The organism is Enterobacter sp. MG-EB028 (assembly GCF_056673305.1).
The window spans coordinates 458855-474659 of record NZ_CP195079.1; the positions used below are offsets into that span (position 1 = coordinate 458855).

21 protein-coding genes are annotated in these 15805 nt (G+C 54.1%); 14 read left to right on the top strand and 7 right to left on the bottom strand.

Going from position 1 to position 15805, the window contains the following annotated elements; all coding sequences use genetic code 11:
• Positions 1-145: 145 nt before the first annotated feature.
• Entirely contained in the window at positions 146-433 is a 288-nt protein-coding gene (gene yjfN / locus ACR42C_RS02090; protein ID WP_045134420.1) for a DUF1471 family protease activator YjfN, read from the bottom strand.
• Between the two features lie 136 nt (positions 434-569).
• Positions 570-899 (bottom strand): biofilm peroxide resistance protein BsmA, encoded by a 330-nt coding sequence (gene bsmA, locus ACR42C_RS02095; RefSeq protein WP_028015263.1) that lies wholly within the window; start codon positions 897-899, stop codon positions 570-572.
• 137 nt (positions 900-1036) lie between these two features.
• Here bsmA and yjfP point away from each other — a divergent pair, with 137 nt between their 5' ends.
• Positions 1037-1759: an esterase gene (yjfP, locus tag ACR42C_RS02100; protein ID WP_192984715.1), complete on the top strand. Its 723-nt coding sequence runs from the start codon at positions 1037-1039 to the stop codon at positions 1757-1759.
• Here the strand turns inward: yjfP and ulaR are convergent.
• Together ulaR and ulaG are read right to left on the bottom strand one after the other, a co-directional pair.
• Positions 1756-2511 carry an HTH-type transcriptional regulator UlaR gene (gene ulaR / locus ACR42C_RS02105; RefSeq protein ID WP_024907324.1) on the bottom strand — a complete coding sequence of 252 codons (756 nt, stop codon included), beginning with the start codon at positions 2509-2511 and terminating at the stop codon, positions 1756-1758. The two genes, yjfP and ulaR, sit on opposite strands and share 4 nt — an antisense overlap.
• A 110-nt stretch (positions 2512-2621) precedes the next feature.
• Complete coding sequence (gene ulaG, locus ACR42C_RS02110) at positions 2622-3686, bottom strand: L-ascorbate 6-phosphate lactonase (RefSeq protein WP_006810379.1); 1065 nt, start codon at positions 3684-3686, stop codon at positions 2622-2624.
• Between the two features lie 359 nt (positions 3687-4045).
• Here ulaG and ulaA point away from each other — a divergent pair, with 359 nt between their 5' ends.
• Genes ulaA through ACR42C_RS02140 form a run of 6 tightly spaced genes read left to right on the top strand, consistent with a single transcriptional unit; the run spans position 4046 to position 8453 of the window.
• Positions 4046-5446 carry a PTS ascorbate transporter subunit IIC gene (gene ulaA / locus ACR42C_RS02115; RefSeq protein WP_080328803.1) on the top strand — a complete coding sequence of 467 codons (1401 nt, stop codon included), beginning with the start codon at positions 4046-4048 and terminating at the stop codon, positions 5444-5446.
• Between the two features lie 12 nt (positions 5447-5458).
• Positions 5459-5764, top strand: coding sequence for a PTS ascorbate transporter subunit IIB (gene ulaB, locus ACR42C_RS02120; RefSeq protein WP_003856022.1), 306 nt, complete (start codon positions 5459-5461; stop codon positions 5762-5764).
• Between the two features lie 9 nt (positions 5765-5773).
• Entirely contained in the window at positions 5774-6241 is a 468-nt protein-coding gene (ulaC, locus tag ACR42C_RS02125; RefSeq protein WP_061099468.1) for a PTS ascorbate transporter subunit IIA, read from the top strand.
• 12 nt (positions 6242-6253) lie between these two features.
• Complete coding sequence (ulaD, locus tag ACR42C_RS02130) at positions 6254-6904, top strand: 3-keto-L-gulonate-6-phosphate decarboxylase UlaD (RefSeq protein ID WP_017694667.1); 651 nt, start codon at positions 6254-6256, stop codon at positions 6902-6904.
• A gap of 9 nt (positions 6905-6913) precedes the next feature.
• A complete protein-coding gene (locus tag ACR42C_RS02135; protein WP_116343606.1) occupies positions 6914-7774 on the top strand; it encodes an L-ribulose-5-phosphate 3-epimerase in 861 nt (286 codons plus the stop codon).
• Positions 7767-8453 carry an L-ribulose-5-phosphate 4-epimerase gene (locus ACR42C_RS02140; protein WP_316379809.1) on the top strand — a complete coding sequence of 229 codons (687 nt, stop codon included), beginning with the start codon at positions 7767-7769 and terminating at the stop codon, positions 8451-8453. Before ACR42C_RS02135 ends, ACR42C_RS02140 begins: the two co-directional genes overlap by 8 nt.
• A 141-nt stretch (positions 8454-8594) precedes the next feature.
• Here ACR42C_RS02140 and yjfY read toward each other — a convergent pair whose 3' ends face one another.
• Positions 8595-8870 (bottom strand): DUF1471 family protein YjfY, encoded by a 276-nt coding sequence (gene yjfY, locus ACR42C_RS02145; RefSeq protein ID WP_116343604.1) that lies wholly within the window; start codon positions 8868-8870, stop codon positions 8595-8597.
• Positions 8871-9210: 340 nt separating this feature from the next.
• Between yjfY and rpsF the strand changes: the two genes are divergently transcribed.
• The 5 genes from rpsF (at position 9211) to ACR42C_RS02170 (ending at position 11731) form a co-directional block, all read left to right on the top strand.
• Complete coding sequence (gene rpsF, locus ACR42C_RS02150) at positions 9211-9606, top strand: 30S ribosomal protein S6 (protein WP_014068637.1); 396 nt, start codon at positions 9211-9213, stop codon at positions 9604-9606.
• 6 nt (positions 9607-9612) lie between these two features.
• The gene (gene priB / locus ACR42C_RS02155; RefSeq protein WP_028015270.1) at positions 9613-9927 is read left to right on the top strand and encodes a primosomal replication protein N; all 315 of its coding nucleotides are present in this window, start codon (positions 9613-9615) and stop codon (positions 9925-9927) included.
• A gap of 4 nt (positions 9928-9931) precedes the next feature.
• Complete coding sequence (gene rpsR, locus ACR42C_RS02160) at positions 9932-10159, top strand: 30S ribosomal protein S18 (RefSeq protein ID WP_000135199.1); 228 nt, start codon at positions 9932-9934, stop codon at positions 10157-10159.
• A 41-nt stretch (positions 10160-10200) separates the two neighbouring features.
• Positions 10201-10650, top strand: a complete 450-nt coding sequence (gene rplI, locus ACR42C_RS02165) for a 50S ribosomal protein L9 (RefSeq protein WP_006810372.1) — start codon at positions 10201-10203, stop codon at positions 10648-10650.
• 151 nt (positions 10651-10801) lie between these two features.
• Positions 10802-11731 (top strand): DMT family transporter, encoded by a 930-nt coding sequence (locus ACR42C_RS02170; protein ID WP_320720126.1) that lies wholly within the window; start codon positions 10802-10804, stop codon positions 11729-11731.
• A 46-nt stretch (positions 11732-11777) separates the two neighbouring features.
• On the opposite strand, the gene ACR42C_RS02175 is transcribed toward ACR42C_RS02170, so the two are convergent.
• Positions 11778-12422 carry an OapA family protein gene (locus ACR42C_RS02175; RefSeq protein ID WP_163330679.1) on the bottom strand — a complete coding sequence of 215 codons (645 nt, stop codon included), beginning with the start codon at positions 12420-12422 and terminating at the stop codon, positions 11778-11780.
• 233 nt (positions 12423-12655) lie between these two features.
• Here ACR42C_RS02175 and bamJ point away from each other — a divergent pair, with 233 nt between their 5' ends.
• Both bamJ and cycA read left to right on the top strand, forming a co-directional pair.
• Positions 12656-13276 carry a BamJ family beta-barrel-assembly machinery protein gene (gene bamJ / locus ACR42C_RS02180; RefSeq protein ID WP_008502892.1) on the top strand — a complete coding sequence of 207 codons (621 nt, stop codon included), beginning with the start codon at positions 12656-12658 and terminating at the stop codon, positions 13274-13276.
• Positions 13277-13587: 311 nt separating this feature from the next.
• Positions 13588-14997, top strand: coding sequence for a D-serine/D-alanine/glycine transporter (cycA, locus tag ACR42C_RS02185; RefSeq protein ID WP_316379806.1), 1410 nt, complete (start codon positions 13588-13590; stop codon positions 14995-14997).
• Positions 14998-15083: 86 nt separating this feature from the next.
• On the opposite strand, the gene ytfE is transcribed toward cycA, so the two are convergent.
• Positions 15084-15746, bottom strand: coding sequence for an iron-sulfur cluster repair protein YtfE (gene ytfE, locus ACR42C_RS02190; protein WP_320720124.1), 663 nt, complete (start codon positions 15744-15746; stop codon positions 15084-15086).
• Positions 15747-15805: the final 59 nt, after the last annotated feature.

The following is a 15805-nucleotide window of genomic DNA, read 5'->3' on the forward strand; positions in this document are numbered from 1 at the left end:
GTTCTTCAACGGCAGAGCGGAGATTACGTTTACTGAATTAATGTAACAAAATGTTATTTTATTGTTTTTGAGTGGTTTTAAAATAGATAAAAAATTTGCAAAAACGAAAAGCCACTAAAAATAAGTGGCTTTTATCAGGAAGGACTTATACGTAGAGAATGGCCTGTACCCGCCAGTGATCGATATGGTTATCTTCCTGCATCTGGATGATGCGATACCATGACGCGCCCTGTTCATCGGCCTTTAATGCCACGATACGTTCAACGTCTTGCGGGCTCCCCGAAATGTTATTGACGGAGATATGGCCTATTTCATTCAGACCCGTTACGCAATCCGCACTGGCGAATTCTGCTGACTGCGCGGTGGTGCTCACAAGGCCTGCTGAGAGCAACAGAGAGGTCAAAGCAAGAGTTCGTTTCATCGTCAGCTCCATTTCACATATTTCCGGTATCCGCCGGGCAATCCTTCGCGAATAAACTCCCATTCCTTGTCGCTGGCATGGAGTTTATTGTGGACAGGAAAATGTCTATGGACGCAAAGCAGTGTAAATGTCGTTCAAAGGTAAACCATTATTTTCGGTACAAAATGGCTTGTGAATACCACTGTCCCGTTATGATGGTTTCGTCGATCATAATAATGACGTAATAATCTGCTTTGGCGGCGACGGCTTGTGCCTTTATTGCGTCTTCTGCGTCATCCGGCGAACCGCGAACCAGCGCGGAGACGGTGCCCATTCGCTGTAATCCTTCCGTCTGATTACGACGAATCTCCTGCGGATGATCGGCAACCGGGGGAGCGGGTTGCGGTGTACCCTGCAGTGCGCTACAGCCGCTGAGCAGAAACACCAGCAATAAAGCAGCAAACCTGTGCATAACCATATCTCGTTTCCTGTTAGCCATAGTGTAGTTGTCTGCGAATTTAGTTTTGGGGGAATGTTCCCGAAGTGTTATCTGGTACGCTATTTTCGAATGAAAATAGCGTCAAACCGTAACCCAGTTCTCAACATTATGAATCATTCATTCGTACAGGGTCGACAATGATTGAAATTGAAATACGCCATCTCGGTGAACATGAAATTTTACATGCCGTGCCGGCAGGAAAACGTGATAAACCGCTGCCGGTTGTGGTTTTTTATCATGGGTTTACCTCATCTAAACTGGTTTACAGCTATTTTGCGGTGGCGCTGGCGCAGGCGGGTTTTCGCGTGGTGATGCCGGATGCCCCTGACCACGGGGCGCGCTTCACGGGCGATGGACATGCGCGGCTTGGGCAGTTCTGGCACATTCTGCACGGCAGCCTGACCGAGTTTGCCGGGCTGCGCGATGCGCTTTATGAGGCAGGGCTGGTGGCCGATAATCGGCTGGCGGTGGCCGGGGCGTCGATGGGCGGTATGACGGCGCTGGGGATTATGACGCATCATCCTGACGTGATGTCTGTCGCCTGTCTGATGGGCTCGGGCTATTTTACCTCGCTGGCGAAGACGCTTTTCCCCCCTCAGGATTTAACGCAAATTGCGGCGATGCTGGCAGAGTGGGAAGTGACCCGGGCATTGCCGCGCCTTGCCGATCGCCCGCTGCTGCTGTGGCACGGTGATGCGGATGATGTGGTGCCGCCGGACGGAACCTTCCGCCTGCAACAGGCGTTAAAGAATGAAGGACTGGACGCTAATCTGACCTGTTTGTGGGAATCGGGCGTCCGCCACCGCATCACGCCAACGGCGCTGGACGCCACGGTGGCATTTTTCCGCCAGCACCTTTAAACGCGCAGGACTTTGACGCCCTGATCTTCCAGCTTCTGGAGGATCTCGGGGTTCGCCCCTTTGCCGGTGATCACCATGTCGATCTGTTCTGCGCGGCTGAACAGCATGCCTGCGCGTTCACCGACTTTGCTGCTGTCGACCAGCACTACGAGCTTGCCCACAACGTTAAGCATGTTTTGTTCCGCCATTGCGGTCAGCATATCGGTTTTATACAAACCGTCAGCGGTCAGGCCTTTGCCGCTGGTAAACATCCAGTGCCCGGCGTAGAGACTGTTTTCGCTGTCCTGTGGGCTGAGCGTGATGGACTGGCTTTTATTGTACTGGCCGCCCATGATCACCACGCTCTCATGTTCCTGATCGATCAGGTAGTTAGCCAGCGGCAAATAGTTGGTGATGATTTGCACCGGCTTGCCGCACATCTCGCGACCCAGCAAAAACGCCGTGGAGCCGCAGTTGATGACGACGCTCTCACCGGGGTTCACCAACTGCGATGCCGCTCTGGCAATCCGTACCTTTTCATCGTGATTCTGCGCCTGATGGATATTCATCGGCGACCAGCGTGGACGCTGCTGGCTGATGGCTTCCGCGCCGTTGCGGACTTTTTTCAGCTTGCCGCTCTCATCCAGCTTGTTGATGTCCCGCCGCGCGGTAGCGGGGGAGATGCCTAAACGTTCGATCACTTTCTCGACGGTGATAAACCCTGTTTGCGCCAGGAGTTCCAGTAAAATTTGATGCCGTTGCGCTTCCGTCATGAGCTATTCCGATAAGAATTGATTTGAAAAGATGATATTTGAAATAGCGTGAAATTACTAAAATAAATATGAAATCGCCAGACTCAGGGTCTGGCGATGTGGCCTCATAATCAGAGGAAGGACTTGAACGGAAGATCGGGCTCAATGGTGAAGCAATCATCGAAACCGCGTGGGTAGTGATATTCGAGATTGTCTTTGTCCAGAGGCCAGGTGAACTTGCCGCCGACCTGCCAGATAAACGGCTTAAAGCCATACTTCAGGCGGTCTTTTTTCATCTCCCACAGCACGCGGATTTCCTGCGGATCGGCCTGGAAGTTTGACCAGATATCGTGGTGGAACGGAATAACCACTTTGGTATTCAGCGCTTCCGCCATACGCAGCATGTCGGCGCTGGTCATTTTATCCGTAATACCGCGCGGGTTTTCGCCGTACGAGCCCAGCGCTACGTCAATCTGATGTTCGTTGCCGTGCTTCGCGTAATAGTTGGAGTAGTGGGAGTCACCGCTGTGGTACAGGGAGCCGCCCGGCGTCTTGAACAGGTAGTTCACCGCGCGCTCGTCCATGCCGTCCGGCAGTACGCCCGCAGCTTTCTGGTCGGCCGGCAGGGTAATCAGTGCGGTACGGTCAAAGGCATCCAGGGCGTGGATTTCAATGTCTTTGATTTTCACCACGTCGCCAGGCTTCATTACGATGCAGCGCTCTTTCGGCACGCCCCAGCCAATCCAGAGATCTACGCAGGTTTGCGGCCCGATAAAGGGTACGTCGTCCGCGCAGTTTTGCATTACCGCTGCCGCCACGTTCACGTCAATATGATCGTTATGATCGTGGGTAGAAAGCACAGCGTCGATCTGACGAATGGCAAACGGATCAAGCACAAACGGCGTGGTGCGCAGGTTCGGCTGCAGTTTTTCAACGCCGGCCATACGCTGCATCTGGTGGCCTTTTTTCATCAGCGGATTACCGTGGCTCTGCTTGCCGGTGCCGCACCAGAAATCAACGCAGATATTGGCGCCGCCTTCTGATTTCAGCCAGATACCGGTGCAGCCCAGCCACCACATTGCAAACGTGCCAGGAGCAACCTGTTCCTGCTCGATCTCTTCGTTCAGCCAGCTACCCCACTCCGGGAATGTGCTCAGAATCCATGATTCACGGGTGATGGTTTTCACTTTACTCATCGTTTTGACTCCTGGGTTTAATCAAAAGTAATCACATGGTGATTTGTTGTGATTAATGCTGGCACCATTTAACGCGCTTTGCAATGGTAAAAATGAGGAATTTTATCTGCGCGACTTCACGGACTCTCCGCTATTTACTTGTTAGAGTATCGCATATTAAACATTAATCTAATGAATTATAAGGATTAATTTATTTTCGCAGTACGGTAGTGAAAATCATTACTAACAGCATGGAAATAAATTGCGTGATGCGTCACAAATAATCAAATGCAATCTTGTGGTGATTATTTGTGATTAATAGAGTGATGACACCAACCGCACAGGGATTGCCCCTTGTGTTCTCATTTCTGGAGAGAGTTATGGAGATCCTCTACAACGTCTTTACCGTTTTCTTTAATCAGGTAATGACCAACGCCCCGCTGTTGCTGGGTATCGTGACGTGCCTGGGGTACATCCTGCTGCGCAAAAGCGTCAGCGTGATTATTAAAGGCACCATCAAAACCATTATCGGTTTCATGCTGTTACAGGCGGGGTCAGGCATTCTGACCAGCACGTTTAAGCCAGTTGTAGCCAAAATGTCGGAAGTGTACGGCATTAACGGGGCTATCTCTGATACCTACGCCTCAATGATGGCGACCATCGATCGCATGGGCGATGCCTATAGCTGGGTGGGATATGCGGTTCTGCTCGCGCTGGCGCTGAACATTATCTATGTTCTGCTGCGCCGCATTACCGGTATTCGCACCATCATGCTCACCGGGCACATTATGTTCCAGCAGGCGGGGCTGATCGCGGTTTCTCTCTATATCTTCGGCTACCCCATGTGGACCACGATCATCTGCACCGCCGTGCTGGTCTCGCTCTACTGGGGTATCACCTCCAACATGATGTACAAGCCAACGCAGATAGTGACTGACGGCTGCGGCTTCTCCATCGGTCACCAGCAGCAGTTTGCCGCCTGGCTTGCTTATAAAGTTGCGCCGTACCTGGGCAAAAAAGAAGAGAGCGTTGAAGACCTTAAGCTGCCGGGCTGGCTCAATATCTTCCATGACAACATCGTTTCGACCGCGATTGTGATGACCATCTTCTTCGGCGCCATTCTGCTCTCCTTCGGTATTGACGTGGTGCAGGCGATGGCAGGGAAAACCCACTGGACGGTCTATATCCTGCAGACCGGCTTCTCCTTCGCGGTGGCGATTTTCATCATCACTCAGGGCGTGCGTATGTTCGTCGCCGAACTGTCGGAAGCCTTCAACGGTATCTCTCAGCGCCTGATCCCTGGTGCGGTACTGGCGATTGACTGTGCGGCTATCTATAGCTTTGCGCCAAACGCCGTCGTCTGGGGCTTTATGTGGGGCACCATCGGCCAGCTGATTGCGGTGGGCATTCTGGTGGGTTGCGGTTCCTCAATCCTGATTATTCCTGGCTTTATCCCGATGTTCTTCTCCAACGCCACCATCGGCGTGTTTGCTAACCACTTCGGCGGCTGGCGCGCGGCGCTCAAGATCTGCCTGGTGATGGGCATGGTGGAAATCTTCGGTTGCGTGTGGGCGGTCAAGCTCACCGGTATGAGCGCCTGGATGGGTATGGCGGACTGGTCAATTCTGGCACCGCCGATGATGCAGGGCTTTGCCTCCGTCGGGCTGGTCTTTATGGCCGTCATCATCCTGATTGCTCTGGCTTATATGTTCTTCGCTGGCCGTTCGCTGCGAGCAGAAGAAGATGCGGAAAAACAAACAGCAGAAGTTTCTGCTCACTAAGGAGTATCGATTATGACCGTACGTATCCTGGCTGTGTGTGGCAATGGGCAAGGTAGTTCCATGATCATGAAGATGAAAGTGGACCAGTTTCTAACCCAGTCAAACATCGACCACACGGTGAACAGCTGCGCAGTGGGTGAATACAAAAGTGAACTAAACGGCGCGGACATCATCATCGCTTCAACTCACATTGCCGGTGAGATTAGCGTGTCGGGCAACAAATATGTGGTAGGCGTACGCAACATGCTGTCGCCTGCGGATTTCGGGCCAAAACTGCTGGAAGTGATCAAAGAGCACTTCCCACAAGACGTGAAGTAAGGACGCCACATGAAACTACGTGATTCGCTGGCAGAGAATAACTCCATCCTTTTACAGGCCGACGCCAGCACCTGGCAGGAAGCGGTGAAGCTGAGTGTGGATCTGCTGGTTAAGGCGGACGTTGTCGAGCCGCGCTATTACCAGGCCATTCTCGATGGCGTGGCGCAGCACGGCCCCTACTTTGTGATTGCGCCGGGCCTGGCAATGCCGCACGGACGTCCGGAGGAGGGCGTCAAGAAAACCGGCTTCGCGCTGGTGACGCTGAAAACGCCGCTGGTGTTTAACCACGAAGATAACGACCCGGTCGATATTCTCATCACCATGGCGGCCGTTGATGCCAACACCCACCAGGAGGTGGGCATTATGCAGATCGTCAATCTGTTTGATGACGAAGCCAACTTTGACCGTTTACGCGCCTGCCGCACCGCGCAGGACGTGCTGGATTTAATTGATAACGCCACTGCGGCGGCCGTTTAAGAGGAATTGAACATGTCATTACCAATGTTGCAAGTTGCGCTGGATAACCAGACGCTGTCTCACGCTTACGAAACCACCCGCCTGATTGCGGAAGAGGTGGATATCATCGAAGTGGGGACCATTCTGTGCGTGGGCGAAGGCGTGCGCGCCGTTCGCGACCTGAAGGCGCTCTATCCGCACAAAATCGTGCTGGCGGATGCCAAAATTGCCGACGCAGGCAAAATCCTTTCCCGCATGTGCTTTGAAGCCAACGCCGACTGGGTCACCGTGATCTGCTGTGCGGATATCAACACCGCCAAAGGCGCGCTGGACGTGGCAAAAGAGTTTAACGGCGACGTGCAGATTGAGCTGACCGGCTTCTGGACCTGGGAGCAGGCGCAGGAATGGCGCGAAGCGGGCATCCAGCAGGTGGTTTACCACCGCAGCCGCGATGCCCAGGCCGCAGGCGTGGCGTGGGGCGAAGCGGATATCAGCGCGATTAAGCGTCTGGCGGATATGGGCTTCAAAGTCACCGTCACCGGTGGCCTGGCGCTGGAAGATCTGCCGCTGTTCCAGGGTATCCCTATTCACGTCTTTATCGCCGGCCGCAGCATTCGCGACGCGGCCTCTCCGGTCGAAGCGGCGCGTCAGTTCAAACGTTCAATCGCTCAGCTTTGGGGCTAAGGAGCGGGTATGTTGTCAAAACAGGTCCCGCTTGGCATCTATGAAAAGGCACTCCCTGCGGGGGAGTGCTGGCTGGAGCGGTTACAGCTGGCAAAACAGCTGGGTTTCGACTTTGTCGAAATGTCAGTGGATGAGACGGACGAGCGTCTCTCTCGCCTGGACTGGAGCCGCGAACAGCGTCTGGCGCTGGTGAGCGCCATTGCCGAGACCGGCGTGCGCGTGCCGTCCATGTGCCTGAGCGCCCATCGTCGTTTCCCTCTGGGATGTGAAGATGATGCCGTGCGTGCTGAAGGGCTGGAGATCATGCGCAAAGCCATTCGCTTTGCCCAGGACGTGGGTATCCGCGTGATCCAACTGGCGGGTTATGACGTTTACTATCAGGAAGCCAACGATGAAACGCGCCGTCGTTTCCGTGACGGCCTGAAAGAGAGCGTTGAGATGGCAAGCCGCGCGCAGGTTACGCTGGCGATGGAGATCATGGACTACCCGTTGATGAACTCCATCAGCAAAGCGCTGGGCTATGCGCACTATCTGAATAACCCATGGTTCCAGCTTTATCCGGATATCGGCAACCTGTCGGCATGGGATAACGACGTGCAGATGGAGCTGCAGGCGGGCATCGGGCATATCGTGGCGGTGCATGTTAAAGATACCCGTCCTGGCGTATTTAAAAACGTACCGTTTGGCACCGGGGTGGTGGATTTCGAACGGTGCTTCGAGACGCTCAGGCAGACAGGCTATTGCGGGCCTTACCTGATTGAGATGTGGAGCGAAACGTCAGACGACCCGGCTGCGGAAGTAGCAAAAGCGCGGGACTGGGTGCGCGAGCGGATGGTGCGGGCGGGTTTGCTGGAGGTTGAACATGCTTAAGCTGAAACAGCAGGTCTTTGAAGCCAATATGGATCTGCCGCGCTATGGCCTGGTCACGTTCACCTGGGGCAACGTGAGCGCTATCGACCGCGAGCAGGGGCTAATCGTGATTAAGCCGAGCGGCGTGGCGTATGACACCATGAAAGCAGACGATATGGTGGTGGTGGATCTCGACGGAAACGTCGTGGAGGGAAAATGGCGTCCCTCTTCAGATACCGCAACCCATCTGGCGCTGTACCGGCGATATCCGTCCCTTGGCGGCGTGGTGCATACCCACTCCACGCACGCGACGGCCTGGGCACAGGCGGGGCTGCCCATCCCGGCGCTGGGCACGACCCACGCGGACTACTTCTTTGGCGACATTCCCTGCACGCGAGCGTTAACGCAGGCTGAAGTAGAAGGGGAGTACGAACGCAACACCGGCAAGGTGATTATCGAAACACTGGGTGAAACGGAACCGCTGCATACGCCGGGGATTGTGGTGTATCAGCACGGTCCATTCTCCTGGGGTAAAGATGCTCACGACGCGGTACACAATGCTGTCGTGATGGAGGAGGTGGCTAAAATGGCGTGGATTGCCCGCGGCATTAATCCGCAGCTTCAGGGCATTGATGATTACCTGATGAACAAGCATTTCATGCGCAAGCACGGCCCAAATGCCTACTACGGGCAGAAGTGAATAAGTGCTCTGGAATACCAAAAAACAGTTGTAACCGGTGGTATTCCGGAGCCATTCACAAAAAAAAGCCCCCGGGCAGGGGGCAACGTCAACTATGGCTATGTTTTCGTTGTTGGCTTTCCTGGTGCTAGCGTTAAGGCGTTACCGGTAGATATCTGCACTGGCGTGCATATTGCCGTTGCTGCCGGGCTCACGGGTTAACATCACATGGTAATAGGTTGCGCCCTGGGCATCGGTCTCTTCATTTAGTGCCTGATCTGCTTCGCTTTCAGTGGCGAAATTATGATTGATATAGATTACGCCTAAGCTGTGCACATCATCCATGTTTCTGGCCTGCCGGCCGTCTATTTTGATGGCTGCCATCGCGTTTGCACTGAGCAAAAGCGCAGCCATTATGGCTAATGCGATTTTTTTCATGATATGCGCTCCACGACTGCGTGCTGTGAGAGGGGAATGCTCCTTCTTTAATTCAGTGGGTCTCTGATTAAAGTGTAATCACTCATCCGGCGGGGATACGTGACCATTTCTGATGCAGTTGTTCAAAAAAGCAACGCTTCCGGATGCGTTTAATATTAAATCACCCACTTAGACCAGCTTTACGCTTTGTGCGAATTATTTGTGCAATCAGCTTGAGTTTCCAGGGGCGCGCAAGTATTATGACGCGTCAATTTTTCAGCCGACCTTTAACACGTTCCTTGCCTCCCCGGGCCTCGGCTGACCCAGACAGGAGGCTGAATAATCCGTAAGGAGCAATTCGATGCGTCATTACGAAATCGTTTTTATGGTCCATCCTGACCAGAGCGAACAGGTTCCGGGTATGATCGAGCGTTATTCTGCTGCCATCACTGGTGCAGAAGGTACGATCCACCGTCTGGAAGACTGGGGCCGCCGTCAGCTGGCTTACCCGATCAACAAACTGCACAAAGCACACTACGTTCTGATGAACGTTGAAGCGCCGCAGGAAGTGATCGATGAGCTGGAAACTACCTTCCGCTTCAACGATGCCGTTATCCGCAGCATGGTTATGCGTACCAAAAACGCAGTTACCGAAGCATCTCCGATGGTTAAAGCGAAAGACGAGCGCCGTGAGCGTCGCGATGATTTCGCAAACGAAACCGCAGATGATTCTGATGCTGGGGATTCTGAAGAGTAATTTCTGATGACCAACCGTCTGGCGTTGTCCGGCATCGTATGCAGGGCTCCCCTTCGAAAGGTCAGTCCATCAGGAATTCCGCATTGCCAGTTCGTGCTTGAGCATCGTTCTGTGCAAGAGGAAGCCGGGTTTCACCGGCAGGCGTGGTGCCAAATGCCCGTTATTATTAGCGGACACGAAAACCAGGCCATTACTCACAGTTTAACGGTCGGTAGCGCAGTAATCGTTCAGGGGTTCATCTCTTGCCATAAGGCAAAGAACGGCCTGAGCAAAATGGTTCTGCATGCCGAGCAGATTGATTTGATAGATACTGGAGACTAGCCATATGGCACGTTATTTCCGTCGTCGCAAGTTCTGCCGTTTCACCGCGGAAGGCGTTCAAGAGATCGACTATAAAGATATCGCAACGCTGAAAAACTACATCACCGAAAGCGGTAAGATTGTCCCAAGCCGTATCACCGGTACTCGTGCAAAATATCAGCGTCAGCTGGCTCGCGCTATCAAACGCGCTCGCTACCTGTCCCTGCTGCCGTACACTGATCGTCATCAGTAATCGGGCACGGTCCATTAATACGACTTTAAGAGGATAAGGTAATGCAAGTTATTCTGCTTGATAAAGTAGCAAACCTGGGCAGCCTGGGTGATCAGGTAAACGTAAAAGCGGGCTACGCTCGTAACTTCCTGGTTCCACAGGGTAAAGCTGTTCCAGCTACTAAGAAAAACGTAGAGTTTTTCGAAGCACGTCGTGCTGAACTGGAAGCCAAACTGGCTGACGTTCTGGCGGCTGCTAACGCTCGCGCTGAAGCAATCAACGCACTGGGCACTGTTACCATCGCTTCCAAAGCTGGCGACGAAGGTAAACTGTTCGGTTCCATCGGTACCCGCGATATCGCTGATGCAGTTACTGCAGCAGGCGTTAAAGTGGCTAAGAGCGAAGTTCGCATGCCGAACGGCGTTCTGCGTACCACTGGTGAGCACGAAGTTGACTTCCAGGTTCACAGCGAAGTGTTCGCTAAACTGGTTGTTAACGTTGTAGCTGAGTAATTTTACTCTGCTCGCTTCGAAGCGCCGGCCTTGTGCCGGCGTTTTGCTTTTTTAAGGCTACCGACCATTCTCTTTTTATCTTGTATGGTAGCTATTCCTGACGCATTCTCAGATAATAAAATGAAACGCAATTTTATTTATGAGATTTGTCATGGATACCGCTCTGCCCACGCCCGTCTTTGCCCGTCGAAATGTGGCCTATGCCTGCGCCACGCTCTGCTGTTTACTCTGGGGAAGCTCGTACCCGGCCATTAAAAATGGCTATGAACTCTTTCAGATTGCGACCGATGACATCCCATCCAAAGTTGTTTTTGCCGGATACCGCTTTCTGTTTGCCGGTGCGCTGCTGCTGCTGTTTGCTCTGGCCCAGCGAAAACCGATTGGCAGGCTCACGCCCACGCAGTTTGGCCAGCTCACGATCCTCGGACTGACCCAGACGACAATCCAGTACACCTTCTTCTATGTAGGGCTTGCCTACACGACGGGGGTGAATGGCTCAATCATGAACGCCACCGGCACCTTCTTCAGCGTGCTGCTGGCGCACTTTATCTATCACAACGACAAACTCAGCTATAACAAAACGCTGGGCTGTATTCTCGGGTTTGCCGGGGTGATGCTGGTGAACTTCCACAGTGGGTTAAGCGATTTCCAGTTTGTCTGGAAAGGCGACGGCTTCGTGGTGCTGGCGGCCTTTATTCTCTCTGCCGCCACGCTTTACGGGAAACGTATTTCCCAGACCGTCGACCCAACGGTGATGACCGGCTGGCAGCTGGCGATAGGCGGGGCTGCGCTGGTTGCAGGAGGCTATGCCACGGGCGGGACGCTGGAAGTGCACAGCATGAAGGCTGTCGCGGTGCTGGGGTATCTGACGCTGCTCTCATCCGTGGCGTTCGCCCTGTGGAGCGCACTGCTGAAAGTGAACCGGGTGAGCATGATTGCCCCGTTCAACTTTGTCATTCCGGTTGCAGGGACGGTGCTTTCCGCAATCTTTCTCGGCGAAAATATTCTGGATATCAAATATGCGATTGCGCTGGTGCTGGTCTGCTCGGGGATCTGGTGGGTGAATAAACGGAGTGCCTGAGAACAAAAGTGCCGGGTGGTGGCTTCACCTTACCCGGCCTATGCCATTAACGTGCTCTGATGAAACTACCGTCAGGCTGGCGGGTAAACAGTACCTGCTGCCCATTTCCGGTATCAATCGTCAGCCCGGTGACCACGCCGCTGGCATTCTGGCGAATCTGCACCATCTGGCCATTCTGCAGGTTACTGAGCGGCTTACCTGCACCTTCAACCTTAGCCATGGCATACACGTCGGTTGGCGGCAGGTTGTGGTCGCGGAAAAGCTGTGCCAGCGTTTTGCCCGGCTCCACGCGATAGGAACGCCACTGCTGCTCAATGCCGGTAGGCTGCTGGGTTTGCGGCTCAGACGGGGCCGCGGCCTGCTCCTGCGGCTGTTCATCCTGAACGGGTTCAGGTTCAACCGGCGCGACCTGGCCTGGATCGTTAGACGGGGTCACCAGCTGTGTCTGCATGGGCTGCGCGTCAGGCTGCGGCCGCGTTTGCGACTGAATATCCAGCTGTGCATTGCGGGTGACAGGCGCGGTATCGACATCATCACCGCCGGAAGGAAGCAGGAAGCCCACGATGACCATCAGCGCACCAATGATGATCCCCCTGCGGTGCAGAGGAGGCAGCGGGTCCATAATGCGAAAATTGTCCGGCGCCTGCCAGATTTTCGCCAGGGTAGGTTTCAGTTCAAATCGCCCGGGCATGGCTCTCCTCCTGCTCCGCGTCTTTTATATCCTGTGCTTCGAAGTATAGTTCGCTAACTGCCTGAACGACGTAACAAACCCGACTTCCGTGACATCAGTTCGGGATTAATCCTGGTTGCCTCTATTGTTTCTGTTTCGTCGCGGTTTGTCACCCTAACTTAAGACAAAGTTTTACCCATAAGGGCATGGCTGATATGCTGCCCGCTACTTTAAATGTGATGGAAGGAAAACCCATGACCACCCCGACTTTTGACACTATCGAAGCGCAGGCAAGTTACGGTATCGGCTTGCAGGTAGGACAGCAGCTGAGCGAATCCGGCCTGGAAGGTCTGTTACCTGAAGCGCTGGTGGCGGGTATCGCTGACGCGCTGGAAGGTAAACAGCCTGCCGTTCCGGTTGACGTTGTGCACCGTGCGCTGCGTGAAATTCACGAACGTGCTGACGCCGTGCGTCGCGCGCGTTTCGAAGAGATGGCAGCCGAAGGCGTGAAATATCTGGAAGAGAACCGCGAGCGTGAAGGCGTGAACAGCACCGAGTCTGGCCTGCAGTTCCGCGTGATCAACCAGGGCGACGGCGCTATCCCGGCGCGTACCGACCATGTTCGCGTTCACTACACCGGTAAACTGATCGACGGTACCGTGTTCGACAGCTCCGTGGCGCGCGGCGAACCGGCTGAATTCCCGGTCAACGGCGTTATCGCGGGTTGGATCGAAGCCCTGACCCTGATGCCAGTCGGTTCCAAATGGGAACTGACCATCCCGCACAACCTGGCCTACGGCGAGCGTGGCGCTGGCGCGTCCATTCCGCCATTCAGCACCCTGGTATTTGAAGTCGAACTGCTGGAAATCCTGTAATCGACTTTTCTTATTTCCTCTCTCCGCTCGGGGAGAGGAAATAGTGATAAAACCTATAGTTACGACAGAATTAATATTTTATCTTGCAAACGAAACTGTTGCGTGTATTTTTGTGAGCTGTTTCGCGCTGTATGAGTGATATGACACTCACTTTCAACATATTATTAACATAATATCTAAATCATAGTATTCATCCCGCCGATTCTTACCTAATATCGATAAACCCTTACAAAGGGACCGTCATTTATTTGACGTTTTTAAAGGCCAGAAGAGCCTTAACAACACAGACAGGCATAAACAGGAAAAATTACATGGTAGATCAGGTCAAAGTCGCCGCTGCAGAAGAGGCGACGTCTGAACAGTCGCTACGGCGCAATCTCACAAACCGTCATATACAGCTTATCGCCATTGGCGGTGCCATCGGCACCGGGCTGTTTATGGGATCGGGCAAAACCATCAGTCTTGCCGGGCCGTCGATCATTTTCGTTTATATGATCATCGGTTTTATGCTCTTCTTCGTGATGCGTGCAATGGGTGAATTGCTGCTCTCGAACCTCGAATACAAATCCTTCAGCGACTTCGCGTCTGACCTGCTCGGGCCATGGGCGGGCTATTTTACCGGGTGGACCTACTGGTTCTGCTGGGTGGTCACCGGAATGGCGGACGTCGTGGCGATTACCGCCTACGCGCAGTTCTGGTTCCCGGGGCTGTCGGACTGGGTCGCCTCGCTGGCGGTGATTATTCTGCTGCTGAGCCTCAACCTCGCCACCGTGAAAATGTTCGGTGAGATGGAGTTCTGGTTCGCGATGATCAAGATCGTCGCTATCGTGGGGCTGATTGTTGTGGGCCTGGTGATGGTATTGACACACTTCCAGTCGCCAACGGGCGTTCAGGCGTCCTTTACCCATCTGTGGAACGACGGCGGCTGGTTCCCGAAAGGCATCAGCGGCTTCTTTGCTGGCTTCCAGATTGCGGTGTTTGCGTTTGTAGGGATTGAGCTGGTGGGGACTACGGCTGCGGAAACCAAAGACCCGGAGAAATCCCTGCCGCGTGCCATCAACTCTATTCCGCTGCGCATTATTATGTTCTACGTCTTCGCGCTGATCATTATTATGTCCGTGACGCCGTGGAGCTCCGTGGTGCCCAGCAAGAGTCCGTTCGTTGAGCTGTTTGTGCTGGTAGGGCTGCCCGCTGCCGCTAGCCTGATTAACTTCGTGGTACTGACCTCAGCGGCATCGTCTGCGAACAGCGGCGTGTTCTCCACCAGCCGTATGCTATTTGGTCTGGCGCAGGAGGGCGTGGCGCCGAGCGCCTTTGCGAAACTGTCTAAACGTGCGGTGCCGGCGAAAGGGCTGACCTTCTCCTGCATGTGCCTGTTGGGGGGCGTGGTGATGCTCTACGTGAACCCAAGCGTGATTGGCGCGTTCACTATGATCACCACGGTCTCGGCGATCCTGTTCATGTTCGTCTGGACCATTATCCTGTGCTCGTACCTGGTGTACCGCAAACAGCGTCCACACCTGCATGAGAAATCGATCTACAAGATGCCGCTGGGCAAGCTGATGTGCTGGGTGTGCATGGCGTTCTTCGTGTTCGTTCTGGTGCTGCTGACGCTGGAAGATGATACCCGTCAGGCGCTGATCGTCACGCCGCTGTGGTTTATCGCGCTGGGGCTGGGCTGGCTGTTTATCGGTAAGAAACGTATAGCAGGCATGCGTTAAGCATGTTGCCGGGTGGCGCTGACGCTTACCCGGCCTATGTTCGAGGACGTTGTAGGCCCGGTAAGCGCTAGCGCCACCGGGCTTTTTTATTCCCCCGCCAATGCCCGCGGGAACAGAACGTTATTCTCAAGACTGATGTGCTCCATCAGGTCGTCAATCATCTCGTTAATGCCGTTGTACATCGCTTTCCAGGTGGTGCACGCTTCTGGCGGCGGCGTGACGTTGTCGGTGGTGTGTTTGATCACGTCCAGCAGTTCGCCCGCATCATCATGTTCGCTTTCCATCACGCTGATGGGCCCCATCGCCTGGCTGCCCATTCCCTGTTTAATCATCGGGAAGAGGATCTGCTCTTCTTTCATCATGTGGCTGGAAAGCTCTTCGTGCAGCATGGTCAGGTATTTCGCCAGACCGCGCGGTACGGAAGGCTTGTCGGCGTGAACGCGCTCAACTTTCGTCGCCTGCAGGATCAGCTCAGGCAGCTGCTCACGGTGGCGGTCGTGGTAACGCACGATGATATGGTCGATGATTTCCGCGAGCGGGGCGGTGCGCCAGTCTTTGTCGACAGGCTGTTCGGCCAGAAGTGCCAGTTCCGCTTCGATAGCCTCCACGTTCAGCTCTTTACGCGAGGCCGCTCGCGCCAGGGTCTGCTTACCGCCGCAGCAGTAATCCATATCGTATTTACGGAACAGCGCAGAAGCGCGAGGGATGGAGAGCGCCAGCTCGCCAAGGGGTTGGTCGCGAAAGGCCATAGCAGTTACCTCGTCATCAAGAATATAAGGTGCATATTAAATGCATCTTTATGACGACG